Origin of the sequence: Cytobacillus pseudoceanisediminis (assembly GCF_023516215.1) — a bacterium.
GTDB lineage: Bacteria > Bacillota > Bacilli > Bacillales > Cytobacillaceae > Cytobacillus > Cytobacillus pseudoceanisediminis.
Window position 1 is genome coordinate 2,055,283 of sequence record NZ_CP097349.1, and the last position, 24,201, is coordinate 2,079,483.

The following is a 24,201-nucleotide window of genomic DNA, read 5'->3' on the forward strand; positions in this document are numbered from 1 at the left end:
AGAAATAATAAGAAACCAATTAGTAAAACTGGTTATTGCTGTTACCGTGTATATAACAACAAAATGGAAGAAACCGATATTAAACTGGGGAGTTTAAATCTTACCTTGTTTGTTGAAATTCCACTTTTCATATGATAAACTATAATTACGGAATCGCATGCAAATATGCAAGTGTGAGGTAAAGAATAATACCTACTTCACCTAAACGTGTTCAGTATTCATCCTTTACCATATAGTCAGAACAAAAACAAGCCCAAACCATTGATATTACTAGGTTTAGGCTCTTCGCGGTGTGAATTTTTTATTGTTTGAGGAAGGCATTTAAGAATATTGTTTCTTGCGTTTTATATAATTGGTTCATCAATCTCACTAAACTCTTATTCTTTTTTACTTCCCCTCCCTCTTTCCTTTGTTTTTCTTCATCCCCTAGATTATTTATTACGACTTTCTCTTTCTCTTCAGGTTCAAACTCCTTACTTATCTTTGATAAAATTACGTACATTGTGTTCTCATTAATTTTCAACTTGTTAAATTTTGTTGTATATTCTTCTGTTGTGTCTTCAATTTTATTAAATTCCTCTTCTTTGCTTACTTTATAATTAACCCTCTCTTTTTTGATCTTAGTGATTTTATCTTGTAATTCACTTGCTAGTTCCTCTGCCCTTGGAATTTGTTTTCTATTCCCCTTCTTATAATCCCTCTTAACTAATAGCTCAGACACATCCAAGTGCTCTCTCGACTCAGCTTTATCTAACTCCCCCATAATTTCATATAGAAAATCCATAGGACAGTTATAATGTTTATAATGTGTATTTTTATTTTCAGTAACGTATCTCCAAAAGTTCGGCTTAGCTGAAACCTCTTTTACTTCTAACTTCTTTGTTTTCTTGTTCTCGATTTCAACTTTTTTCTTTTTTAAGATCAAGTCACTCCTTACTTCATCAATCTCTTCAGATAAGTCAATGTCATATGAACGCTTTGCACTATCAATCGCACACCCACTAAGAACTGTCATGACATCCACTTTTTTGAGCAACTTAACGGGTTTCTTATTTTTATTAAGCACATCAAAATAAAGCGATAACGCTAACTGCCCTAAATTTACAACTTCACCTATATTCATTTGACCATCCGAAAGCAAATTGTCGATTATAGAAGCTTGGGCTTTTGACAATGTATATTCTGTTGGATCAGCATCAATCCCATTTACACAAACATTAAATTTTTTATAGCAATTTTTAGCTAATTTCATTAAATCAGGGTTATCGAATATAGCTATGCAGTCAGAATCCATGTCAGCACCCGAAAGAATTTCAAGGATTAAAGAGCCAATTGTATTAATTACAACAATATTTGGAGTTAACTTAAAGTATGTTTCGATATCTTTATTCCTTACATTTTTAACAATCAAGACATTGGACATAGATGTATGCGGGTTACGAAACGCAACATAATCATTGCCAAATCCTTCATCACCAAAAAGAGTTGTATATACTTCATTATCCTTCAATGCCATAGGCCTATTTATTTCATTTCCAATTTCCCCAACAGCTTTATATAAATATTCCATAGGACAACTTAACAAAGTACAATAGTCACCAATTAAACGCAGCTTTCCTTTTTTGATGTGTTTAACATAATTACTAATCGTTTTTGCTCGAAAATCCCTGAACATTTTAGTTCTCACTATGTCTTTATTAATCTCGTATAAATTCACCAACATCATGTTACAGTTAACATCATTTGCTTCCTGCTTTATGTACTCAATAAACTTGTCATCATTATTTTTCAAATCCTTTATGAAATATATTTCAAACTCACTAAGCTTCCTCATGACTTCCTTATCTGCTCCAAGAGAGTTCAACATCTGGTAAGAAGTCTGCTGTAGTGGCTTATTTTCAAATTTCCCTCTTTTTGTTCCCTTCTCATGTTTACAAATACCAAACAAAGAACCATCTTCTTCAACTTTAATTTTCCAATGGTTATACATTTCACGTTGTTTTTTAATTTATCCCCTTCAAACAAATGACTAAATTTAAGTGCCTTTAAACAAGTTGGATTAATGATCATTTTTATGTCAGTCACTTTTATCAGATTGTTAAACATATCAGGGATGTATTTGGTTTCATAATCATCCCCAAAATGATCTCGGAAGAACAATTGAAGGTTAGTTGCAAACGCTGCTCCCTTGAACATGTGATGACGTAACAATTTCATCGACACACCATCTTCAAAAAATTCGCTTTGCAACAGACATTCGCCATCAAAAATACTATTAGAAATTTTATGTCTCCCTTCCTCAAAGCTATCTAACATTTTTCGCTTTTTATCCTTTTTGATAACATTTACAGTTTCATAAAAGGTCGAGAATACCTTATCAACTATCAGGATTGAAGAGGGGTCAATTTTAACTGTATCTTCTATACTAGATGTAACCAGCGATTCATAAGCTAACAACCCAGGCAGATCAACTTTTTCGTTTTCAACAAAAGGTAAATCCATCCTTGACCAGTTTTTCATAATTTCATGCAATTCTTCTCGAATAAACCAGCATTCACCCTTTCTCGACTTGCTGCTTGAGCGTTTATAAAATTCGTATTTAATTTTATCGCTTTGACCAGTCTCGGGATTCTTTATTTCAACGAAAAATCCATTTAGATATAATAACTCCCGAAGGCTCTTGCTTGATTTTTCTCTCCAAACCTCTTTTACTTTTTTATCTGTAGACTCAGATTCGATTTCAATTCTTTCTTTTAGAGACAGATTATATTCCAAACTTTTTCTTCTTTTATCTAATCGCTTGTGTAACCGTTCGAGATCTAATTTCATCTTCTTGCTTTCTGGATTCTCTCGAACTTTAATGTTTAGTTCATTTATTTCATTTTGAATTTCATTTATCTTATCTTCCCTATTTTTAATCCTGTCAGGAAGAATTTCTTTGAGAATGGATTTACCACTTCTAACCTTTGTATTGAATTTAACGTTAATCAAAGAGTTCGATAATTCTTTTTTGGGATGTTGGTTAGATGTAAAAGTTTTAAAATACTCTTCTTGTTGCCTTAGTTTAATTATTCACATATTTGAGGATAATCCCCACATCATATCATCAATTTGCTGCACATTAGGAGATTCTTCAGTTGCTTGCTTCATTATTCGGTAATCATTAAGATTCATTCTCTGCATCTTTTTAATAGGTAATTTAATATCTGAAAACGCAAAGTACTCATTAGTTATGTATGTGTTGGCTTTTCTTTCACCATCTTCAAGTCCAGGAACAAAGTAATCTTGATTATGTATGCAATTTACCATCCTATAACATCTAATTGCCTCAATGTCTTTCTCAAGAGTGCTTATAGGTATTGCTATTTCCTTAGACAAATTTTCAATTGAAACATCATATCCTTCACCGTAATATTTATTCATTCTTTCTAAGTAGCAATATAGGTAAAAACCTCTAACTCCAACCTCTTTCTTACCCATGCAGAATAAGAAAATCTCAAATGGGATTACGTGAAAATTATGCGGTTCATAAAATATGCCATCTAATATCCCTTCCTCATAAGACTCTGAATCTCTGTATAAATGTTTTAAAGGTATCTTTATTTTGAAGTTTCTCCCCTTCTGCTGAAGCAACATCTTTTGAATCTCTTTATCCATATCGCTAAAAAAAGTGAATTCAAGTTCTGAATCTTTAAATTCCCAAGTAATCGGATAATCATTAGTTGTTTCAGTATAGCCAATTTCATCAAGTATTCCGTTTTTCTTTATTATGTAGTCAACTTCCTGACTTTTTCTTGCATATGTTAAGACTTTCTTTATGTCCTCTATTGTTATGTTTATTTCTCCATATTTTGCATTTCTGTATAACCATGAGATTAAGTAATAATAGGAATACGCAAATGCAATATGTTTTGATATTGCATCCTTATTTCGTCCTCTCTTTTTCCTAATTCCCTTAACAGTTTCTACTTTAATAAAATTATTAGATTGCTCATTTTTTTATTTGCTGCCATTTGGATGAATGGTTTCTTGATATCATTAAATATTTCATTCGGCATAAAAACCTTTGATTCTTTTTCTCTGTACTGAAGTAATGTCTTTAAATCTTCTTCCATTTAATAACCTCCGATTGTTTAATTTGATTTTATTTGGATTATGTTATTTGCTTATTTTGTATTGATTCAAAACTGTTTGCAATTGATCATTTATGTAATATAGGCTGTATAAACGTTGACTCTTCGGCTCCATCCCAATATGGATGAATGGTATTCCATGCTCTGTGAGATAATCAGACACATGTTTGTTATAGCAATAGAAAAAGTCGCTACGTGATAAATTCATTTTTGATCCACCTCCTTTCCCAACTTAATCATTCTGTATTCTTCATGAAACATTCCTATAACAATTATTTGTTAAACTAAAGTTAGCCAAAATGCAGAATAAGCTTTAAAATCTAGACCCCCTATAGATATATTCAGTCCGATCACCTTAGTAGTGGTCGGATCTTTCTTTTGGTTGAATTACGGGTATAATCGTACTTATATAAGCAATTAAGTGTGATTAAGTGTTGACTTTGGAAATATTCAGCCTTATAATGTTGTTAATAGGAAAAGATATAAACTTTTCAAAGATCAGTAGAGCATCAGAAACAAGAGAATAAAAAGCCAGCCCTCCTTACTCAGAAGAGTAAACAAGAAGGGTTATTAGTCATTTATTCAGATGTTCATACTTAATTGTATTGAATTATTTAATTTTAGACAATACTTTTTGGATAAATATTTGTAAATAAATTCCTTGTATTTTCATTATTGACTATGTATAATAGCGTCCATAGAACACTAACAATATTAATAAGATTTCCAATTATGAAAATATCCTAAGCCTCCACAGCTAATACTTTCATAATTGGAAATTTTTTATTTATGCTCGTTTTGGTATACAGCTTAAAATATCTGGATTTGATTGCAATTTCTTCATCATCAACTCTTTTACTTCGAAAATCCCTCCACCTGAAATTAGTTCCAGTAATTGTTCTGATGTTTTGTCCTGATACAAGCCTGCCAATATCTTATATACAAAAGTCTCTAAAATGTATTCAGCTGAATATCCCTGAGACTGCTTTATAGAGAAAATAAGCATGTCTTTGTTTATGCTGACACATTCATCTATTAGTGCTTCAATATCCTTTAAATACGGGTTAAATGGCATTATATGTGATGTTTCTTGTACTACAACTTGATTCATGCCAATCCCCCTAGCAAGGTATCTTTATAAAATTTTCTGCTGCGAATGATATTTGATCTTCAGTTATTTGGAATTCCTGGATTAACTCTTGGATTTCTTCCTCAAAGCCTGCATATTCTTTTTCATCTAGATTACTTAAGTAGTTCAAATAATGGTCTTCAAGATCCCCCTGAAGGATGAAGTCTACTGCAAGAATATATTTTCTCATTAACTTTAATGGGGAATCGCTGTAATTATGATTTGTTGCATCTTTTGAATACATTATTTTACCTCCTAAGAATCTGTTGAATTACAAAGTGTAATCTATATCGTCACTGAGAATTGGTAAGCCTGTTTCTGGGCACAAGGTATCAAGCTGTACATTTTCATATTCATCTACATCTAAAGTAATTTCCTGACCATCTGCCAAAACTAGTTTGAGGTTGCCGCCGATAAGAGTTTGAGGATGAAGCTTAGTCTTTATATCTACTGAAGACATTCCACTTATTAGAGCAGAGACATTTAAAGTAATTGATCCATTTAAGAATTTCATTTTAACTCCCCCAATTATGTAATATTTAGTTTTTTAGCTGACCTGAACGATCCAGTCCTAAAAATAATCCGACAAAAAACGTGAACAGACTATATATCAGCATTCCAACGAACATTTAAACACTCCTCTTTGACAACGGTTTGTTGTCTATTTGATAATTCGATTATATTACGACTAATATTTGTTGTCAACAACATTTTGTAGTTATTTTCAGTTTTTTTACTACATTAAGTAGTCAATTTTTGATATACTACACCTATACAATTTAAAATCGGAGGAACAATAATTTGGTTAAACGAGCAAAATCAGAATTAAAAAAGATACTTGATCAAAGAAATATCTCTATTCGAAAACTTGCTGAAATGACAAAAGATGAAAACGGTGAAAATGGTATTAAGTTTGAAACATTAAGAAGACTTTATAATGACAACACAAGACAATATCAAAGGGATACAATAGGTCGAGTATGTGAAGTGCTTGAAATTGAGATATCAGACTTATTAACTCTTGAAGAAGTAAATAATAATGACCAGGACAGCAAATAGGCTGTCTTTTTTTGCTTATTTATGAAGTTTTCACTTGATTTTGTTTTTGATCTTTGGCTTGATGGGTTGAAAAGTTAGGAAACGGCTTGGGTGAAAAATCGGCTACCTACTAACGAAACAATAAAAAAAGAATCGTTAGCAAGTAGCAGACGATTCATCAATACTTGATGGTATATCAAGCTAGGTATCCGTATTGTAATGCCCTATCAATCGCTAGAGTTCCCTCTAAACAAGCCTACTGTAACAAGTAGCCCTAACAGTTTGGATTAACTTAAATCCTCTGTGGCTTGTCCTACAGCGTCCGTAAACGCTCTACCCTTCCTTCGATCAGCACTTAATGGCAGCTTTCTCCTTTCAGCAGGTTCAGTAATAGGAAACTGATTAACCTGCCTAGTCTTAATTATTGCATCGGTTAAGACATAACCTGACCAGTTTTATTTGAGAATGTGTTAATGGGCAACCACATTCGGAATAACCCTAAAAAAGACAATAAGAAACTAAGCCTTGCACATACGAATTTTTTTCGTAAAATGAAGACAGGGAAATTCCATATTCAATTTTAAGGATAGTTCCATATGTTTGTTTATGGGATTGATAATCGTCGAGATCCGAGCTGCAACTCGGGTCTTATTTTTTGTTTACTATTTGTTACCTTAAAAATTCTTCTTATAAAAATCTAAATTAGGTTTCTCTCCCTTATTATTTGATCTATCCAATTGCTCATTTCGCGTTGGTCATCTGTGAATCTGAAGTTAGGATTATGCTTGATGGTGTAACATAACTGTCTAATTTCTGTTAATATATCCTCTAATTCTGCTTCATCAATATTGTCTAAGTTGTCTGGATTCATTGTAATTATCTCCTGTTCATGTTCATTAATGGACTTGAGGGCATTGCTTTTTTTATAAGTTCGAAGTCCTCTAATGTTGATAAATATCGCTGGGTAGTACTGATTTCGGAATGTCCAAGTAGTTTACTCAATGTGTAGATATCTACATTCCCATGAAAGTTGGCATTTAATAAAAATTGTGTGGCAAAGAAGTGACGGAAACTATGAGGAGATATCCTTTTCCCTTCAACCCCTGCCTTATTTCCAGCTAATTTAATCACGTTGTCCAAACCAACGTGTGATAACTCGGTACCTTTATAGGATAAAAAGTAGTGATCTGTTGTAATCTTATCTTTAAAGTGTTGTGTCTTTACTCGCTCATACTTAATTAGGATCCGTTTTAGCGCTGGACTGACAAAAATTAATCTCTCCTTATTGCCTTTACCATTAACTAATATTGAGGTTTCCTTAACATTTACATTTAACAAACCTCTTAATTCCATTGCACGAAGTCCACAATCTGCGAGCATTGCAATAATCGCCTTATTCCTTGCTTCTATATAATTTTTAAAAGTAAAAGCATCTATCATTGCCTGAATATCACTCGCATTAAATCCTTTCAGAACCTTTTTCGGAACCTTTGGAGTCTCAACTCTTTTAGCTATATTCTCTTTTAAGTACCCTTCTTTTTCGCACCAGGAAAAGAATGCTTTTATCATCTTGAACATTGAAACGATACTCTGAGGCTGCAATCCCGCCTGCTGCTTAAATCGAACATAAGCCTTCAAATCAAATGGAGTAACACTTTCGAGTTCATTAATCCCTCTTCTCTCCACTAAATATTCCTTGAGTTGCTTCAGTTCCTGACGCTTATTTTTCATCGTCTTTGGTGGATACCCCTTTGCCATACAGTGATAGATATACTCCTTTAAAACATCCTCTAAAAACACAAAAAACCACCTCTCTCCGTTGAATCTCTCAACAGAAAAAAGTGGTTAGTTGTAAAATGATGAAGGATAAAGCAATTCGATAATAAATTATGATGAAAGATTCACCATTTCACACTTAAAGTTTGTGAATTTTATAAATCGAAATCACTTTTAATCCTTTAGAAACCCTTTTATATCAAGGTTTGTGTCCCTGATTACTTGCCAGTCTGCTTGTTCATGGCATTCATCATTTGGTTGATCTTCTTCTGAGATGGCTTCATGCCCATTTGCATCATCATCATTTTAAGCATTTGTTCATTAATTGGCGGATTTTTCTCCAGGTAGCTCATCATATATTTTCGAGCAATGAAAAATCCTAGTGCTACACCGGCAAGAAGCGCCAGTACACCAACTAGAATGTACATACCCATACTAACTTCCTCCTTCATGTTGTCTATCATACAGTGTACTAGACCAAAGGTTATTATACAATATTTGCTTCATTATTTCTCATATTTTAGACGAATTTTCTCTCTTTTATCGGTTTTAGCCACCCATAGCGCTTATGCTTGAGGTCAACAGCCAGGAAGGAGGACTCGCTTTTTCGCAGTACTTCGAAAAATACCGTCTCTGCCTCATAGCTGCCGGCCGCTTCTAAAACCAGGCTCCGTTCAAATACTTCAAGCTTCGCCCTGCTTCTTTTGCTCATCTCTATATAGTATGCACTTTTTTCTATTATAAAGTCCTTTTTTCGCTGCAGCTGCTGATGGATGTATTGATGCACTTTCAAACCCGGGATTGGCTTAGTCACAAAATCAATTTGCTTCGATAGAATAGACTTCATTTCACCTGACGAATGCTCATACTCTTCAAACAACTGAAAAAACATCCGCTCTCTGCCAAAATAATGGGCCGCAAATTCATCTTCTATTAAATACAATTGATAAGCTCTCATCTGGCCCCTCCTTCCGGGACAATCCATTTCTTTCAATTATAAGCAACCAAAAATAAGGAATGTGTCTGAAGATGTTAAAAACTTTCACTAATTTTGTCGAAAACGAAGAATTCAGTTGATTATGAGGATTCTTGCTGGGAGAACTGCTATAATAGCTGCTCAAAATATTTACTTCGTCATTTTCCCGCTTTTACTGAAATATAATCCTGTTTTTTTAAATATAAACCTATCTCACAAAAAAGGAAGAGCCTCTCAGCTCTCCCTTTCCGGTAAATATTATCCCTGCAGCAATGCTTTTACGCGTGCCACAACGTTTTCAACTGTGAATCCGTATTCTTCCATGATCTTCTCACCTGGTGCAGATGCGCCGAAGGTATCGATTGCAAGAACATCGCCTTCGTCTCCTGCATAGCGGTGCCATCCAAGTGAAGATCCCATTTCAATGGCAAGACGCTTCTTGACTGTCTTAGGAATTACGCTTTCTTTGTACTCTTTTGATTGAGCTTCGAAGCGGTCCCAAGCAGGCATGCTCACTACAGATGCATGGATGCCTTCGCCTTCAAGCGCTTTTTGTGCTTCAACAGCCAGGCTAACCTCAGATCCTGCAGCAAGCAATAATACATCCGCGTTGCTGTTGGAAGCTGGTGAAACAACATAAGCACCTTTTTGTACGCCTTCGTATGCCGCTGAATCCGTTCCTTTTAATGTAGGAAGGTTTTGACGGGTCAATACTAATGCAGTTGGCTTGTTTGTTGATTCAATTGCTGTTTTCCATGCAGCTGCTGTTTCATTTCCGTCAGCAGGGCGGACAACAGATAGGTTTGGCATTGCACGCAATGCAGCAAGCTGTTCTACAGGCTCATGTGTAGGTCCGTCTTCACCTACAGCGATACTGTCATGTGTGAATACATACGTAACAGGCAGGTTCATAAGTGCAGCCAGACGGATTGCCGGGCGCAAGTAATCAGAGAACACGAAGAATGTTCCGCCGAATACTTTTAATCCGCCGTGAAGGGCCATACCATTAAGTGCAGCACCCATTGCAAATTCACGTACACCAAACCAGATGTTGCGGCCGTCAAATGACTCAGCTGTAAAGTCGCCTGTACCTTTAATCATTGTTTTGTTGGAGCCTGCAAGGTCTGCAGAACCGCCAAAGAAGGAAGGCAGGTTTTGTGCGATTGCATTTAGCACTTCTCCGGAAGAAGCACGGCTTGCAAGGCTCTTTCCTTCTTCATAAACAGGGATGTCTTTATCCCAGCCTTCTGAAAGCTCGCCATTGATTGCCTGCTCCAGCTGTTTTCCTAACTCAGGATGCGCTTCTTTATACTGTGCAAAAAGGTCTTCCCATTCCTGCTGCTTCTTAGAGCCGCTTTCTACAACCTGCTGCTTGAAGTGATCATATACTTCCTGAGGAACATGGAAATCTTCTTCGAAAGTCCACTTATAGGCTTCTTTCGTTAATTTCAATTCATCAGCACCCAGTGGAGCGCCGTGAACATCAGATTTACCTGATTTGTTTGGAGAACCGTAGCCAATGACTGTTTTAACCTCAATCATTGTTGGTCGGTTTTCATCCTGCTTCGCTTCCTCAATTGCTTTTGCAATTTCGTGAAGATCATTGCCGTCTTCTACGCGGATATACTGCCAGCCGTATGACTTGAATCGCTGTTCAACACTTTCAGAGAAAGACTTATCAAGGTCACCATCAAGTGAGATATCATTTGAATCATATAGAACAACCAGTCTTCCAAGCTTTAAGTGGCCAGCAAGGGAAGCAGCTTCAGCCGAAACGCCTTCCATAAGGTCTCCGTCACCGCAGATGCTGTATGTATAGTGGTCAACAACATTGAAGTTGTCTTTGTTGTATGTTGCAGCCAGGTGGCGTTCAGCCATTGCCATACCAACAGCCATTGCAATACCTTGACCTAATGGGCCTGTTGTTGCGTCAACACCTGGAGTATGGCCATATTCAGGGTGACCTGGCGTCTTGCTTCCCCACTGTCTGAACTCTTTAATGTCATTCATGGAAACATCATAGCCAGAAAGATGAAGAAGGCTGTATAAAAGCATGGAGCCATGTCCAGCAGAAAGGACGAAACGGTCACGGTTGAACCATTCAGGATTTTTCGGGTTATGGTTCATGAAGCGTGTCCAAAGCGTATAAGCCATTGGCGCTGCACCCATCGGCATCCCCGGATGGCCGGAATTCGCCTTTTCAATGGCGTCGATTGATAAAGTACGAATGGAACTGATGGATAGTTCATCTGTGTGATTAAACATTCAATACATCCTTTCGAGTAGTAATTCTTTACTCTTTTAATATTATCGGGTGTCCTTTTTTTCACAACCAATAGGGTCAGGAAAAGGACAAAAAAGCCGGTTTGTTACTATATTGACACAAAAAGACCCGGCGTATGTAAAAAAAGCGGAGATAGCCGGTAATAGAAGTCATCTCCGCTTTCTATTAAAAGAAGGAATACAGCATTGTGTATCCCTTGCAATTATAATATTAGTGAAGGCGGTTTTTGTTTTGGAAGTCTTTTAGCTTTTTTGGAGTTACGTCATTTCCTTTCGGGTCAACGATTGTAACACCTTTAAGCGTGTTCAGCATGCCAGAGCGAAAAGTCTCCAAATACTCTTTACGGAGAGAAGTCTGTTCTTTTGCTTCTGCTTCTGTTAAACCTGATTCCTTTGCCTTCTTTGCCAGTTCATTAATTCGGGCAAGTTTTTGTTTTGGCAGCATATATTAAAGCTCCTTTATATCAAAAGTTTACCTTTGGATATTCTGATAGAAGTTTTTATTATACAATAGCTTCAGATATGGAACAATACTGAAACTCAACTGCCATCATACTAAAAAAGAACACTTTTGACAAGAAAAGTGCTCTATTCAGCAAGTGATTCCATATACTCTTTATACCTTCTGTGGACTGTTGCTTTTGAGATATTATAGCCAAAGCCTCTGAGTGTTGCAGCAATCTCTGCAAATGTTAACTCGTTTTTCCTTAGCCGGACAATTTCCTCTATCGGCACCTCTATTCTTTCCCTGCCGCCATTTGTTCCCTGATTGCTTAAGTTCTTCTCGGGGCGGTATCCCTTATCAACAGCCCGCTGCATGCCGCGTCTAATTTTGATGTTATGAAGCTTTCTCTGATATTCTTCTACCATCCCAACAATGTTCAGCACCATCGAATCTGATTCCGAAAGCTCGAGCTGGCCGTTATTCGAAATGCTGTACAGCTGAACTTCTTCCTTTAGGATGCAATGGAGTATCGCTATCTTTGCATTACCCCGCCCCAGCCTGGTTTCATCCTGAATGAGGACAACCTTGATATCCTTTTCTTTAATTAAGTCTAAAAGCTCCAATATACCGTCTCTTTCAAGGTCATATCCACTGGCCTGTTCGCGTATCACCTTGACTACTTCAAAATCATGCTTTTTCGCCAGATTCACCAGCTCTTCTTCCTGTCTTGAAAGGGACGTTTCCTGAGTATCCTTTGTTGTACTAACCCTGCAGTAAATAATTGCTTTCATAACTTCTCCTTATTCGTAAAAGTCTGAACTGGCAAGCTCTTTATAAGGCTCGTCATCCAGTGCTTTTACTGGAATAACAATTTCATCGCCCGGAAAAATCCTGCCTGCCGCTATCTCATTATTTTGTTCGACCCAATTAATAAATTGATCTGTAGACAGCGAATGTTCAGCCGAAAAACTCTCAGCAATTTCCCATAAAGAGTCACCTTCTGCAACAGTGACTTTCATAAACTTTTCCGTATCAGGTGTCTCTATCTGAATGAGCATAATAAACGATGCTGTCAGGCTTAAAACGAAGAGAATAATAGCATAAGAATATGATTTCCACAATTTTTTCAGCATGATATACCACCTCTAAAAGAATGTATGTTCGCATTTGATGTTTTTATTATAGACCGAACATTTGTTTTGTGTCAATAAAAATTCGAACTTATGTTTGTATCATATGGTAATTGATGCTATAATTGAGACAACAAAAACATACGAGGTGCGTAAAGATGGTGAAATTATCAAAAAGGCAGCAAGATATATTAGAGTTTATTAAAGAGGAAGTTAAATTGAGAGGCTATCCGCCTTCTGTAAGGGAAATCGGGGAAGCAGTCGGCCTGGCTTCAAGCTCAACAGTTCACGGCCATCTCGCCCGTCTTGAAAGCAAAGGGCTGATCCGCAGAGATCCTACTAAACCGCGCGCCATTGAAATTTTAGATCTGGACGAGTCTTCTCACATCCCTAAGGTCAGTGCAGTCAATGTTCCGATCGTCGGTAAAGTAACTGCAGGGCAGCCGATAACAGCCATTGAAAATGTTGAAGAATACTTCCCTCTTCCAGAAAGAATGGCACCAGCTGATGAGCATGTATTCATGCTTGAAATCATGGGGGAAAGTATGATTGAAGCCGGAATCCTTGATGGCGACTATGTCATCGTCAAACAGCAGAGCACTGCTAATAATGGAGATATCGTGGTTGCCATGACAGAGGAAGATGAAGCAACTGTCAAAAGATTCTTTAAAGAAAAAGACTATATCCGGCTTCAGCCGGAAAACTCTACAATGGAACCTATCATCCTTCGAAATGTTTCCATCCTTGGCAAAGTTATAGGTGTATACCGCCATATGCATTAATAGAATGATAAAAAGCAGGCAGCCACTGCCTGCTTTTTATTTTTCCAATTTTAAGAAGGTTATCAGTTCCTATTACCTGATGCTATTAGCGAAATCATACGAAAGTAACTGATACCTTTTCTGTTGGTACTAAGTTGCAGTCATGTATGACTATTTTATTATTCAGAAAATTCGGTATTTTTATGCATATTATTTTATAGCCACTTTCTATATAATGGTAATACACCGAGAATCAACCTAAGGTCGCTTGTCCAAAATCTCGACTTTAGGAGTGTGAAGAAAAAATGTTTTTGAACATTACCTTCGCTTTGTTGATTGGTGGGCTGGTCGGTGTCGTTGGACATATTCGGAAAGAAGGCAAAATGGTAAAACCCAGAAGGACAAAAAAATTCATCTATCTGGGGGTCTTTGAAGAAGTAATCATGGGGGCTTTAGCGGCTGTTTTTTTGGTCGTATCTTCAGATCCTGACTCTGCCTTAAAGGTAGTGCTCCTTGCGGTAATTGCAGGATTTGGAGGAGATGCACTGCTGACATGTCTCGATTTCCTAAAGATCAGACATAAAGAATAGAGAGATGCAGGGAAATACAAATTAGTTAAAACCTCGTTCACTTAGAAACGGGGTTTTTGTATTTTAGCTATGTAAAAACCCCTGCTCATGCAAACAGAGTGTTTTCGAATTTTTAAAGTAATTGCTCATGTAGTGTTCGTTGCTCCAAGGGATGTACCTGCGTACGAAACATAAATACTAATCCTTGCCGTTAGAAATCCTCTTTAACTATTTTTTCAAAACTGCTCCTTCTGCTGAACCAATGGGCAATTAAGTATAGTGAAACTAAGATAAAAAAGGAATAAGCAAAGGCCCAAAGGATTTTTTTATATAAGTGCAGCATTGGTGTTTTATATCTTTCACAAACCCTTGAAAACAGGACTAAACCGGCTAGCAACCATATTTATTCTTATCTTAGCTTTAGGGAATATTGTGACTGGCTTTATACCAGCAGATATAAATCTATTTTGGCATTCAATAGCAGCTCAACTTGACATGATAACTGTTTTGCCCGGTCTTTGGCTATACGCAAAATCTTTAGAAATTGGAAAACGCTGGACTCAATACTGTTTAGTTACATTACTAGTCATAGTCACACTCAATATGTTAATAATTTTCATCCCTATGCACGCCGGTCTATTGCAAAGGTTATTCTATTTAGTGATTTTCATATGGGGCACTGTACTGGCGTTTATTTTAAGTAAATGATTTGTTGCCACGCCTTTATCGCCTGAGCTCTTAATTCTTATTCTTAATTTACGCCCCCTGCCTTGGTTAAATTAGTCGTCTAACACAGAATCCTTACTCTTAATATTTCTCGGGGGGAACCTAGATATTTCAACTCGTTACACCAGACCTTTTTTAAACCAAAATATATATATCTTTACAACATAAAGAAGAATCATGTTGGTAATTAATCCAAAGAACCAGTTCCAGTGAATATAGTGATACAATGAACTAAATTTTTCGAGAAGATAGGAGTAAGTTGTTATCCCCATTGAAAATAGTAAGTAGTACAAAAATGTTCTTCTTGTCCCTTTTTCTTTTGGATAAAAAAGTATAAAAAACACCGCAATTGTAGGATAAACAATATAATGCAATGAAAAGCTCATATTTGTCGCTTTATTAAATTCTCTATACGGAAACTCAACTAATCCAAATACCAATTGTATATATTCATGTATCCATGCTATTGCTTGAACAAGTATAAAGGTTATCCAAGCTAACCTTTTACTTTCGGTTGGGATGTATCTTAACAACAAGTACAATGATAAAATCTACGAACATATTAAAATCAGGACTTCTCTGGTCATTTTAAGTCCACCAAAATTAATCTTTTAGAAAACCATCGATAAAATTTATCATTTATATATAGAGAAATCATTACTGTTACTAGTGTCCAATACCATTTCCATTCGTGGTACTCAACCAGTTTGGTTTTAGATTCTAATACAGCCTCTAAGAAGGTAAAAAATCCAGCAAAGAAAACATAATACAATAGTGAGCCAAACCCTTTTTTCTTCCTTGGAAAATACAAACTAAAAATAATGGCGACTACCGGGAATAGGAAGAACTCAAAGGAAAAACTAGTCCTATTATATAAATTTGCCTTAGGGTACAATTGAATCGGATATTCAATCCAACCCATTTCTACTGCTATTAAACCGGCTGGCCATGTAATGACCTGCAGAAATAAAAAGATAACCCACGCTTCTCTAACCTTGTCTCTCGGCACTAGAAGCTTGAGGCACATGATACTTAGTATTAATACCCCCAATATAATCCATCTTTCAAGATTCATTTAAGTCACCTTTCATTGGAATTATTTAATACTATTTGTTCACATAATTTAAAAAATCGATACTTAAAATTTCATCATGCTGCCATTTGTTTGGCTTCATATTTTTGAAGTCTGGGCCATGTTATTTGTTATGGCAATCGACACAAACAGTATCCATGTTATCTTCACCAAACGCTAAGTCTGGATGAAGCTCGAGCTCCTTGATATGGTGAACAAGCAACTGGATCTTCCTGCCCTTACCACTCTCACTGTATTCATTTGTTTCAATGCTTAAGCGCCCCTTCCGTTTACATTCCTGGCATTCATAGTTATCACGCTTCTTGATTACTACTCGTAGCTTCTTCCATTCCACACTGTTATAAAACTACTCATAATGTTGCCTGAAAATTACGATTATTTTTGGGAAGGTATAAATTTGGTTTCTTTTTACATCATTTTAGGAATCCATGTTACTTTAATAATTGATGCCCTTAATTTTGGAAATTTGGTATAATTCAGAAAAAGGTGTGATAAGAGTGTCACTTGCCTATTTGCTAACTTTTATTCCTCTTTTGATTATTGGTACGATAATTTCAAGATTTGAAAACCTCTCAGCTAATGCAAGGGTTTTTCTTCCCATATTACTTGTAATTCCAATTTATTACTTAATAACTAAGATTCCTGGAACCGATTATAGAATTAAAAAAGGTTACGGAATTACATCGATAGGCTTGATTGTTGTATTTTTTTCTTACTATGAACTAAGGTTCTTGTGGTAATTTTTTAAATAATTTACCCGAAAACAAAGACCCCTCAACACCAATGGTGTCAAGGGTTTACTTTTTAATACATGCTCAGGTACTGCTCGCGCTCCCATGGATGCACTTGCGTACGGAACATATCCCACTCAATTTCTTTCGCTTCAATGAAGTGTTCGAAGATATGGTCGCCTAGTGCGGATACGATGACTTCATCCTTCTTAAGCTCATCAAGGGCAGCAGCCAATGTAGCCGGAAGATCCTTGATGCCTTCTTCTTCACGTTCCTGCTTGTTCATTACATAGATGTTGCGGTCTACAGGTGCCGGTGGAGTCAATTTGTTCTTGATTCCGTCAAGACCAGCTTTTAGAAGTACAGCCATAGCAAGATATGGGTTAGCAGCAGGGTCAACGCTGCGAACTTCAACACGTGTGCTTACACCGCGTGAAGCCGGGATACGGATAAGCGGTGAACGGTTTTGAGCAGACCATGCAACATAGCAAGGTGCTTCATAACCAGGAACCAAGCGCTTATAAGAGTTAACGATTGGGTTTGTTACAGCAGTAAATGCTGTCGCATGGTTAATGATACCTGCGATAAAGTGGCGAGCATCTTCACTTAATTGAAGATCGCTTGTTTCGTTGAAGAATGCATTTTTGCCATCCTTAAATAATGAAACATTACAGTGCATACCTGATCCGTTAACACCGAACAGCGGTTTTGGCATGAATGTCGCGTGCAGGCCGTGCTTGCGGGCAATTGTTTTAACAACAAGCTTGAATGTCTGGATCTGGTCACAAGCTGTTAATGCATCCGCATATTTGAAGTCGATTTCGTGCTGTCCAGGTGCAACCTCATGGTGGGAAGCTTCAATTTCAAAGCCCATTTCTTCAAGCTCAAGCACGATATCGCGGCGGCAGTTTTCACCAAGGTCAGTTGGCGCAAGATCGAAGTATCCGCCATTATCGTTCAGTTCAAGAGTTGGCTCTCCAGCCTGGTCAAGCTTGAATAGGAAGAATTCCGGCTCAGGCCCTAAGTTGAAATCAGAGTATCCTAACTCTTCCATCTCTGCCAAAATACGTTTTAAGTTGCTGCGCGGATCGCCAAGGAAGGGAGTTCCATCCGGATTGTAAATATCACAGATCAGACGTGCAACTTTTCCTTTTTCTGCTGTCCAAGGGAATACCACCCATGTATCAAGGTCTGGATATAGATTCATGTCTGATTCTTCAATACGCACGAAACCTTCGATTGAAGATCCGTCAAACATCATTTTGTTATCAAGCGCTTTTTCAAGCTGGCTGATCGGAATTTCTACGTTCTTGATTGTTCCAAGAATATCCGTAAACTGTAAACGGACGAATTTTACATTTTCCTCTTCTGCAATACGCTTAATGTCTTCTTTAGTAAACTTTGCCACTGGTAGTTCCTCCCTTAAAAAATTACATGAGTGATTTATTTTTTGCTCTGTTAATGTTTCTCTCAGAAATCCAAGACAATATCAACGAGCTTAAAAACGGCGTTTTTAATGGAAAAAGCGGTGCATGTTGCCTTGCCTCAATGATGAGCGATTAAACCGGCCTGCCTGCACAATTTCCTTGCGAAGAAGTTTCCGGATTTCTTCATCTGATAGATCGCGTCTCGCTTTTTCTGCCTGCTTATTCAAGTTTTCAGTTATCGCTTGCTGTTCTTTCACGAAAAATAGCTGCTTGATCCCAGCCATGTTCACGCCTTGATCAATCAAATCTTTGATTTCCAAAAGGACATCGATGTCGTTTAAGGAAAAAGCCTTCTATTTCCGTCAGTTCTAGCTGGAGAAATTAATTGGTGCTCTTCATAGTAGCGAATCTGCCTGGCGGTCAGGTCAGTCAGTTGCATGACAGTACCAATCGGGAAAAGCGGCATGGAACGTCGAATTTCGCTTCCAGTCAACTATTTCTCCCCTTTTCAATTACTTCTTGAGATTATTATATGTAATGTCAGATAATCTGTCAACTATATGTTAGCTTTTATAACATGATTTTTTCAAAAAATTTTTGCCTTTCATATTTTCATATAATTCTCTGTAAAGCAACAGAAAAGGACAACTAACTATGTAGCTGTCCTTTTTAATATTCACCTAATTTATTTGGACTAAACCTTTTTCCAGCAATTGGTCCAGCGCGATGCATACAGCCATTTTCACATGTGAATAAGTCAGCCCGCCCTGAACATAAGCAACATAAGGCGGCCTGATAGGACCATCAGCGGTCAGTTCAATGCTTGCACCCTGAATAAAAGTCCCAGCTGCCATGATTACATCGTCTTCATATCCAGGCATATAAGCAGGATAGGCAGTTACATGTGAATTAACAGGAGATGCAAATTGAATTGCCTGGCAAAACGCCACCATTTTTTCTTTATCATCAAATTGAACAGATTGGATTAAATCAGTTCTATTACTGTCCCACTTTGGGTTGGAGTTCATGCCAAGCCGTTCAAGAAGCGCTGCTGTAAAAACAGCCCCTTTCAGCGCCTGGCCGACAACATGGGGAGCCAGGAAAAAGCCCTGATACATTTCCTGAAGGCTGTAAAGGGACGCACCCGCTTCTGCACCAATTCCCGGTGAAGTCATTCGGTAGGAGCAGACTTCCACCCATTCCTTCTTCCCGACAATATAACCGCCCGTCTTTGCAATCCCGCCGCCAGGGTTCTTGATGAGCGACCCGGCCATCAAGTCTGCCCCAACATGGCAAGGCTCACGGTCTTCAACAAACTCACCATAGCAATTGTCAACAAACACAATCGTATCCGGCTTAACTTCTTTTACAAACTGGATCATTTCTTCAATTTGTTCAATTGTAAAAGAAGGTCTTGTCGCATATCCTTTGGAACGCTGGATACCAATCATTTTCGTGTTCGGCCTGATTGCTTTTTCAACGGCAGGATAGTCGATGCTTCCATCTTCGTTCAGCGGGATGCTATTGTATCCAATGCCGAACTCTCTCAGCGAACCGTTACCTGTTCCCCGAATCCCAACAATTTCTTCCAGTGTGTCATATGGCTTGCCGGTGATATACAGCAATTCATCACCTGGCCGCAGTACACCAAAGAGTGCAATGGAAATGGCATGCGTGCCTGATATTATCTGCGGGCGGACCAATCCTGCTTCCCCGCCGAAAACTTCTGCATATATTCCCTCAAGCGTATCCCGGCCGATATCATCATAACCATAGCCGGTTGAAGGATTGAAATGCGAATCGCTGACTTTGAAATTTTGAAAGCTCTTTAAAACACGGAATTGATTCTCATCAATCCGCTCATCAATGCTCTTTAATACCTCTGAAATTTGCTGCTCCACTTCTTTTACAATCGGCTGGAGCTTTTCCCCTTGTGATAACTGTTGAAACATGATGTTCTCCTAACTATACGGTATATTTCATTAAAGGCCCTGAAATCTGATGGTCTTCGAGGTAATAGCCCTTGCAAACATAAAGTTCTTTGTCTTCGTTGAAAGTCAATTCCCGCAGGATGGTTTCGTTCTTGAGCTGCGACAGCAGCTTTCCTTCTGTTGACGGCACCTCCACATGGTAATGCTTCATCATTCCCAGAATCATCTGCTCGATTTTCCGTTTCAGCTCATTGCGGTCATCTTCTTCAAAGGCACTGATCTGAATCGTTTCTGTTCTGGCAGTCGGGACAAAATCAGGATGCTTTAAATCTCTTTTATTATATACCGTCAGCTGCGGTATTTTATCATTTTCCAAATCTTCTATCAGTTTATTGACTGTCTGCTCATGCTGGTAATAATCCGGGTTGGACATATCGACCACATGAAGAAGAAGATCTGCTTCATTAACTTCTTCCAGAGTGGAACGGAAGGCTGCAATAAGAGTAGTCGGCAAATCCTGAATAAAACCGACCGTGTCTGTCACAAGTGTAATAAATCCGCTTGGCAAAATCAGTTTGCGGGTCATCGGATCAAGTGTGGCAAACAACTGGTTCTCTTCATAGGATTCCGCCTCAGACAGCCTGTTAAAAATGGTGGATTTACCTGCATTTGTGTAGCCGACAAGTGCAATTTGAAATGCTTTGTTTTTCTTCCTTCGTTCACGATACCTGTCACGGTGCTGCACAATGACGGAAAGCTGGGTTTTAATATCATCAATACGGCGGCGGATATGCCTGCGATCTGATTCAAGCTTGGTCTCACCTGGTCCCCTTGTGCCGATTCCCGCTCCAAGTCTTGAAAGCTGAACACCCTGGCCTGACAGGCGCGGCAGCAGATACTGCAGCTGTGCCAATTCGACCTGCAGCTTCCCTTCTTTAGAGCGCGCCCTCTGCGCAAAGATATCTAAAATCAGCTGTGTGCGGTCAATGATCCTGGCATCCAAATCTGCTGATAAGTTGCGCACCTGGCTTGGTGAGAGCTCATCGTTAAAAATGATAATATCTGCTTCCATTTCTTCCTGAAGTGCAGCCAGTTCCTCCACTTTCCCCTTTCCTATATATGTAGACGGATGAACTCGTTCCCTTTTTTGAGTAATCGAAGCTAAAACTTTTCCGTTTGCCGTTTCAGTCAGCGATTCCAATTCTTCCATTGAATATTCAAACCGCTGGTCATCTTCATCAGTATGGCAGCCGACAAGAATGACTTTTTCATAATCTGGCTTACGTTCCAACCAGCATCCCTCTTTCATATGCTTATTTTAATTGATAACATCATAACAAAAATCATATTCAAATACTAATTTTTACCGCTAATCACAGGCCTTTGCACCGTCCATTTGAAATGATAAAAAAAATGGTTGTATTTCTTTTTTCCGTGTTAAAATCATATTGTTTGGAAAGAATTTACGTTTTTAAATAACTTAAACTTAAATAGATTTATAGATCTGCATCAAGAGGAGAAATGGCATATGACATGGGAAGTTTTAAGTATGATCGGCACTGTTGCTTTCGCTGTCAGCGGTGCAATTGTGGCGATGGAAGAAGAATATGATATTTTAGGTGTATATATCCTTGGGATTGTCACCGCTTTTGGCGGCGGAGCGATCCGAAACCTGCTAATCGGTGTTCCTGTCTCTGCCCTTTGGGAACAGGGTTTATTTTTTCAGATTGCCCTTTTATCCATCACAGCAGTAATGCTGTTCCCGAACAACCTGCTCAAACACTGGCAAAGATGGGGCAATTTCACTGACGCAATCGGGTTATCCGCCTTTGCCATCCAAGGAGCACTGTACGCAACGGAAATGAACCATCCTTTAAGCGCCGTAATTGTGGCTGCTGTATTGACTGGAAGCGGAGGGGGCATCATCCGTGACCTTCTTGCAAGAAGAAAACCGCTTGTATTGCGGTCTGAAATCTATGCGGTCTGGGCTATCCTTTGCGGTTTTGGAGTCGGACTCGGAATCGCCTCAGCACCATTTGAACTTTACACTTTGTTCATTATTATTACAGCTTTACGGGTTTTATCTTACACATATAATTGGAAGCTTCCGGTTAAGAGGCTGGGAACAAGTAAAAGCATCGGCTAGCCGATGCTTTTAAATATTTATAGGGTTGTTAAAAACATTGATATAGCAGGGAAATAAGTAATAATAAATAAATCAAAAACCATTACAGCAATAAAAGGAATTACAGCCTTTATTAATTTATCATAGGAAACTTCAGCTATTCCCTTCACTATAAACAAATCCAATCCAACTGGAGGTGTAATTAAACCGATTGATAAGTTAACAACCATGATTAATCCAAAGAAAACCGGGTCAATGCCTGCTCCGAGAGCAATCGGGAGAAGCAATGGCGTTAGGATTGTAATCGCTGCTGATGCGTTCAGGAAGCACCCTGCAATAAAGAAAATAATATTGAAGATAAATAGTATCAAATATTTATTTTCTGTTGCGTTCATGACAAGCTGTGCAAGCTGCTGCGGAATTTGTTCAGCCGTTAATAACCATCCGAATAAATTTGCCCCGGCTATAATAAAGACAACCATCGCAGACATTTTTCCTGCGTTTATAAACGCTTCGGGTATATCCTTCCAATCCATATCTTTATAAACAAACTTATTAATGATAAAAGCATATGCAGCTGCTACTGCACCGGCTTCAGTAGGAGTAAAGATCCCTCCCCTGATGCCGAAAATAATGATTAACGGCAAGAGCAAAGCCAATATCCCTTCATATAAAGTTTTCCGGAATGTTGTGAATTCGAATGTCCTTTTTCTTCAGAATAATTGTTTTTCCTTGTTAACCAGTAATTTAACATCATTAAAGACAAGCCTATTAATATCCCGGGTATGATGCCTGCTGTGAACAGGTCTCCTATGGATACTCCTGCGGTTACACCGTATACAATCATGGGAATGGATGGAGGTATAACCACAGCTATTGTTCCTGCACTTGCAACAGTGGCAGCTGCAAACCCTTTATCATATCCCTTTGACTCCATCATCGGTATCATCATTTTACCTACAGCAGCTGTATCTGCAGCACCTGAACCGGATATCCCTGCAAAAAACATACTTGTTAAGGTTGAAACCTGTGCAAGACCTGCCCTTACCCAGCCCACAGCAGCAAAAGCAAATGCTGCTATTCTTTTCCCCATGCTTCCTGACATCATAAATTCCCCTGTAAGCATGAAGAATGGAATTGCCAGCAGCGGAAATGAATCAACTGATGTAATCAAACGCTGTGGAACCACTTCAAGAGGAATATAATATATGCTTGATATAAATCCGGAAATGGAAGCTATAATTAAAGATATTGCAATTGGCACACCCAGAATCATTAATAAAAACAATACAGCCAATACTATTATTGCTACCGTCATCAATTTCCCTCCCTTTCAACTAACCCATATTTGTATTTTGGGATTCTGCTTGAACGACCACTCTTTCATCTCTTTTTGCAGTGCGGAGCTCCAAAATATTGACCGATGAGTGAACAAAACAGACAATTGAACTGACTAGGACTGCTCCGTAAATAAAAGTCATATTCAGCCCAAGCGAAGGAGAAATCTGCTGAATGGAGAACTTCAATATTCTTGATCCATAAATAATGAGAAACAGAAAAAGTGCACTGTTAATACATTCAACCAGCAGCATTACTTTACTTTTCCATTTTTCAGATAAATAATGATGGAGAATTTCTACTTGTGCATGCCCTTTGCTTTTATATACGATTCCGATTCCTAAGAACACGATCCATACAAACATGTACCTGATAAGTTCTTCAATCCAGGTTAAGTTGAAAATACTGAAATCTGCAAAAGGGAGTATACTTTTTGCAAACGCACTTTGCAGGACGTATCTTGAAAATACCTGATACACTGTGGAGATAAAGGCAATGACAAAAAACAAGATAACAATTTTTTTCGATATCTTATCCGCTTTGTCACTCAATTTCCTGAAAAATTCACTCATTTTTCTACACCCCCGCCA

General features: G+C 37.9%; 29 protein-coding genes and 1 pseudogene. 4 read left to right on the forward strand and 26 right to left on the reverse strand.

Annotation, left to right across the window (positions count from 1 at the left end):
- Window positions 1–301: 301 nt before the first annotated feature.
- The 8 genes from M5V91_RS11035 to M5V91_RS11070 form a co-directional block, all read right to left on the reverse strand.
- Window positions 302–1,948: a hypothetical protein gene (locus tag M5V91_RS11035; RefSeq protein WP_284522123.1), complete on the reverse strand. Its 1,647-nt coding sequence runs from the start codon at window positions 1,946–1,948 to the stop codon at window positions 302–304.
- The gene (locus M5V91_RS11040; protein ID WP_284522124.1) at window positions 1,861–2,991 is read right to left on the reverse strand and encodes a hypothetical protein; all 1,131 of its coding nucleotides are present in this window, start codon (window positions 2,989–2,991) and stop codon (window positions 1,861–1,863) included. Before M5V91_RS11040 ends, M5V91_RS11035 begins: the two co-directional genes overlap by 88 nt.
- A gap of 81 nt (window positions 2,992–3,072) precedes the next feature.
- Window positions 3,073–3,636 carry a hypothetical protein gene (locus tag M5V91_RS11045; protein ID WP_251175389.1) on the reverse strand — a complete coding sequence of 188 codons (564 nt, stop codon included), beginning with the start codon at window positions 3,634–3,636 and terminating at the stop codon, window positions 3,073–3,075.
- A gap of 329 nt (window positions 3,637–3,965) precedes the next feature.
- Window positions 3,966–4,115, reverse strand: coding sequence for a hypothetical protein (locus M5V91_RS11050; RefSeq protein WP_251175388.1), 150 nt, complete (start codon window positions 4,113–4,115; stop codon window positions 3,966–3,968).
- Between the two features lie 43 nt (window positions 4,116–4,158).
- A complete protein-coding gene (locus M5V91_RS11055) occupies window positions 4,159–4,341 on the reverse strand; it encodes a hypothetical protein (protein WP_251175387.1) in 183 nt (60 codons plus the stop codon).
- A gap of 579 nt (window positions 4,342–4,920) precedes the next feature.
- Window positions 4,921–5,244: a hypothetical protein gene (locus M5V91_RS11060; RefSeq protein WP_251175386.1), complete on the reverse strand. Its 324-nt coding sequence runs from the start codon at window positions 5,242–5,244 to the stop codon at window positions 4,921–4,923.
- A gap of 10 nt (window positions 5,245–5,254) precedes the next feature.
- On the reverse strand, window positions 5,255–5,506 hold the full coding sequence (locus tag M5V91_RS11065) for a hypothetical protein (protein WP_251175385.1): 252 nt from the start codon (window positions 5,504–5,506) through the stop codon (window positions 5,255–5,257).
- 27 nt (window positions 5,507–5,533) lie between these two features.
- Complete coding sequence (locus M5V91_RS11070) at window positions 5,534–5,776, reverse strand: hypothetical protein (protein WP_251175384.1); 243 nt, start codon at window positions 5,774–5,776, stop codon at window positions 5,534–5,536.
- Between the two features lie 287 nt (window positions 5,777–6,063).
- Here M5V91_RS11070 and M5V91_RS11075 point away from each other — a divergent pair, with 287 nt between their 5' ends.
- Window positions 6,064–6,321 carry a helix-turn-helix domain-containing protein gene (locus M5V91_RS11075; RefSeq protein ID WP_251175383.1) on the forward strand — a complete coding sequence of 86 codons (258 nt, stop codon included), beginning with the start codon at window positions 6,064–6,066 and terminating at the stop codon, window positions 6,319–6,321.
- A 676-nt stretch (window positions 6,322–6,997) separates the two neighbouring features.
- Here M5V91_RS11075 and M5V91_RS11080 read toward each other — a convergent pair.
- From M5V91_RS11080 to yneA, 8 genes are all read right to left on the reverse strand, one after another.
- Window positions 6,998–7,171: a hypothetical protein gene (locus M5V91_RS11080; RefSeq protein ID WP_284522125.1), complete on the reverse strand. Its 174-nt coding sequence runs from the start codon at window positions 7,169–7,171 to the stop codon at window positions 6,998–7,000.
- A 5-nt stretch (window positions 7,172–7,176) separates the two neighbouring features.
- Window positions 7,177–8,100, reverse strand: a complete 924-nt coding sequence (locus tag M5V91_RS11085) for a tyrosine-type recombinase/integrase (RefSeq protein ID WP_251175381.1) — start codon at window positions 8,098–8,100, stop codon at window positions 7,177–7,179.
- 194 nt (window positions 8,101–8,294) lie between these two features.
- Window positions 8,295–8,510, reverse strand: a complete 216-nt coding sequence (locus M5V91_RS11090) for a YneF family protein (protein WP_009330559.1) — start codon at window positions 8,508–8,510, stop codon at window positions 8,295–8,297.
- An 86-nt stretch (window positions 8,511–8,596) separates the two neighbouring features.
- Window positions 8,597–9,034, reverse strand: a complete 438-nt coding sequence (gene sirA / locus M5V91_RS11095) for a sporulation inhibitor of replication protein SirA (protein ID WP_009330560.1) — start codon at window positions 9,032–9,034, stop codon at window positions 8,597–8,599.
- A 276-nt stretch (window positions 9,035–9,310) separates the two neighbouring features.
- Window positions 9,311–11,317, reverse strand: a complete 2,007-nt coding sequence (gene tkt, locus M5V91_RS11100; protein ID WP_071156563.1) for a transketolase — start codon at window positions 11,315–11,317, stop codon at window positions 9,311–9,313.
- A gap of 229 nt (window positions 11,318–11,546) precedes the next feature.
- Window positions 11,547–11,780, reverse strand: a complete 234-nt coding sequence (locus M5V91_RS11105) for a DUF896 domain-containing protein (RefSeq protein ID WP_035330672.1) — start codon at window positions 11,778–11,780, stop codon at window positions 11,547–11,549.
- A 143-nt stretch (window positions 11,781–11,923) separates the two neighbouring features.
- Window positions 11,924–12,571 carry a YneB family resolvase-like protein gene (locus M5V91_RS11110; protein WP_192908502.1) on the reverse strand — a complete coding sequence of 216 codons (648 nt, stop codon included), beginning with the start codon at window positions 12,569–12,571 and terminating at the stop codon, window positions 11,924–11,926.
- 9 nt (window positions 12,572–12,580) lie between these two features.
- Window positions 12,581–12,913, reverse strand: a complete 333-nt coding sequence (gene yneA / locus M5V91_RS11115; RefSeq protein ID WP_251175380.1) for a cell division suppressor protein YneA — start codon at window positions 12,911–12,913, stop codon at window positions 12,581–12,583.
- Window positions 12,914–13,068: 155 nt separating this feature from the next.
- Here yneA and lexA point away from each other — a divergent pair, with 155 nt between their 5' ends.
- Window positions 13,069–13,692, forward strand: coding sequence for a transcriptional repressor LexA (lexA, locus tag M5V91_RS11120; protein WP_009330565.1), 624 nt, complete (start codon window positions 13,069–13,071; stop codon window positions 13,690–13,692).
- Between the two features lie 284 nt (window positions 13,693–13,976).
- Complete coding sequence (locus M5V91_RS11125; protein WP_009330566.1) at window positions 13,977–14,261, forward strand: DUF4257 domain-containing protein; 285 nt, start codon at window positions 13,977–13,979, stop codon at window positions 14,259–14,261.
- An 824-nt stretch (window positions 14,262–15,085) separates the two neighbouring features.
- Here M5V91_RS11125 and M5V91_RS30440 read toward each other — a convergent pair.
- From M5V91_RS30440 to hflX, 7 genes and pseudogenes are all read right to left on the reverse strand, one after another.
- Window positions 15,086–15,508 carry a CBO0543 family protein gene (locus tag M5V91_RS30440; RefSeq protein ID WP_369425959.1) on the reverse strand — a complete coding sequence of 141 codons (423 nt, stop codon included), beginning with the start codon at window positions 15,506–15,508 and terminating at the stop codon, window positions 15,086–15,088.
- A gap of 41 nt (window positions 15,509–15,549) precedes the next feature.
- Complete coding sequence (locus tag M5V91_RS11130; RefSeq protein ID WP_009330567.1) at window positions 15,550–16,041, reverse strand: CBO0543 family protein; 492 nt, start codon at window positions 16,039–16,041, stop codon at window positions 15,550–15,552.
- Window positions 16,042–16,162: 121 nt separating this feature from the next.
- Window positions 16,163–16,393: an HNH endonuclease gene (locus M5V91_RS11135; protein ID WP_019381829.1), complete on the reverse strand. Its 231-nt coding sequence runs from the start codon at window positions 16,391–16,393 to the stop codon at window positions 16,163–16,165.
- A 470-nt stretch (window positions 16,394–16,863) separates the two neighbouring features.
- A complete protein-coding gene (glnA, locus tag M5V91_RS11140; RefSeq protein WP_009330568.1) occupies window positions 16,864–18,198 on the reverse strand; it encodes a type I glutamate--ammonia ligase in 1,335 nt (444 codons plus the stop codon).
- A gap of 105 nt (window positions 18,199–18,303) precedes the next feature.
- Window positions 18,304–18,710, reverse strand: a pseudogene (locus M5V91_RS11145) (MerR family transcriptional regulator).
- Between the two features lie 187 nt (window positions 18,711–18,897).
- A complete protein-coding gene (locus tag M5V91_RS11150) occupies window positions 18,898–20,169 on the reverse strand; it encodes a methionine gamma-lyase family protein (protein WP_251175379.1) in 1,272 nt (423 codons plus the stop codon).
- Window positions 20,170–20,182: 13 nt separating this feature from the next.
- Entirely contained in the window at window positions 20,183–21,439 is a 1,257-nt protein-coding gene (gene hflX / locus M5V91_RS11155; protein WP_251175378.1) for a GTPase HflX, read from the reverse strand.
- Between the two features lie 237 nt (window positions 21,440–21,676).
- Here hflX and M5V91_RS11160 point away from each other — a divergent pair, with 237 nt between their 5' ends.
- Window positions 21,677–22,294: a trimeric intracellular cation channel family protein gene (locus M5V91_RS11160; protein WP_009330572.1), complete on the forward strand. Its 618-nt coding sequence runs from the start codon at window positions 21,677–21,679 to the stop codon at window positions 22,292–22,294.
- Window positions 22,295–22,311: 17 nt separating this feature from the next.
- On the opposite strand, the gene M5V91_RS11165 is transcribed toward M5V91_RS11160, so the two are convergent.
- The 3 genes from M5V91_RS11165 to M5V91_RS11175 are packed head-to-tail and all read right to left on the reverse strand — an operon-like array spanning window position 22,312 to window position 24,183.
- The gene (locus tag M5V91_RS11165) at window positions 22,312–22,926 is read right to left on the reverse strand and encodes a TRAP transporter large permease subunit (RefSeq protein WP_284522126.1); all 615 of its coding nucleotides are present in this window, start codon (window positions 22,924–22,926) and stop codon (window positions 22,312–22,314) included.
- Entirely contained in the window at window positions 22,911–23,591 is a 681-nt protein-coding gene (locus M5V91_RS11170) for a TRAP transporter large permease subunit (protein ID WP_284522127.1), read from the reverse strand. The genes M5V91_RS11165 and M5V91_RS11170 overlap by 16 nt, the downstream gene beginning before the upstream one ends.
- A 19-nt stretch (window positions 23,592–23,610) precedes the next feature.
- Window positions 23,611–24,183: a TRAP transporter small permease gene (locus M5V91_RS11175; protein ID WP_009330574.1), complete on the reverse strand. Its 573-nt coding sequence runs from the start codon at window positions 24,181–24,183 to the stop codon at window positions 23,611–23,613.
- Window positions 24,184–24,201 lie beyond the last annotated feature (18 nt).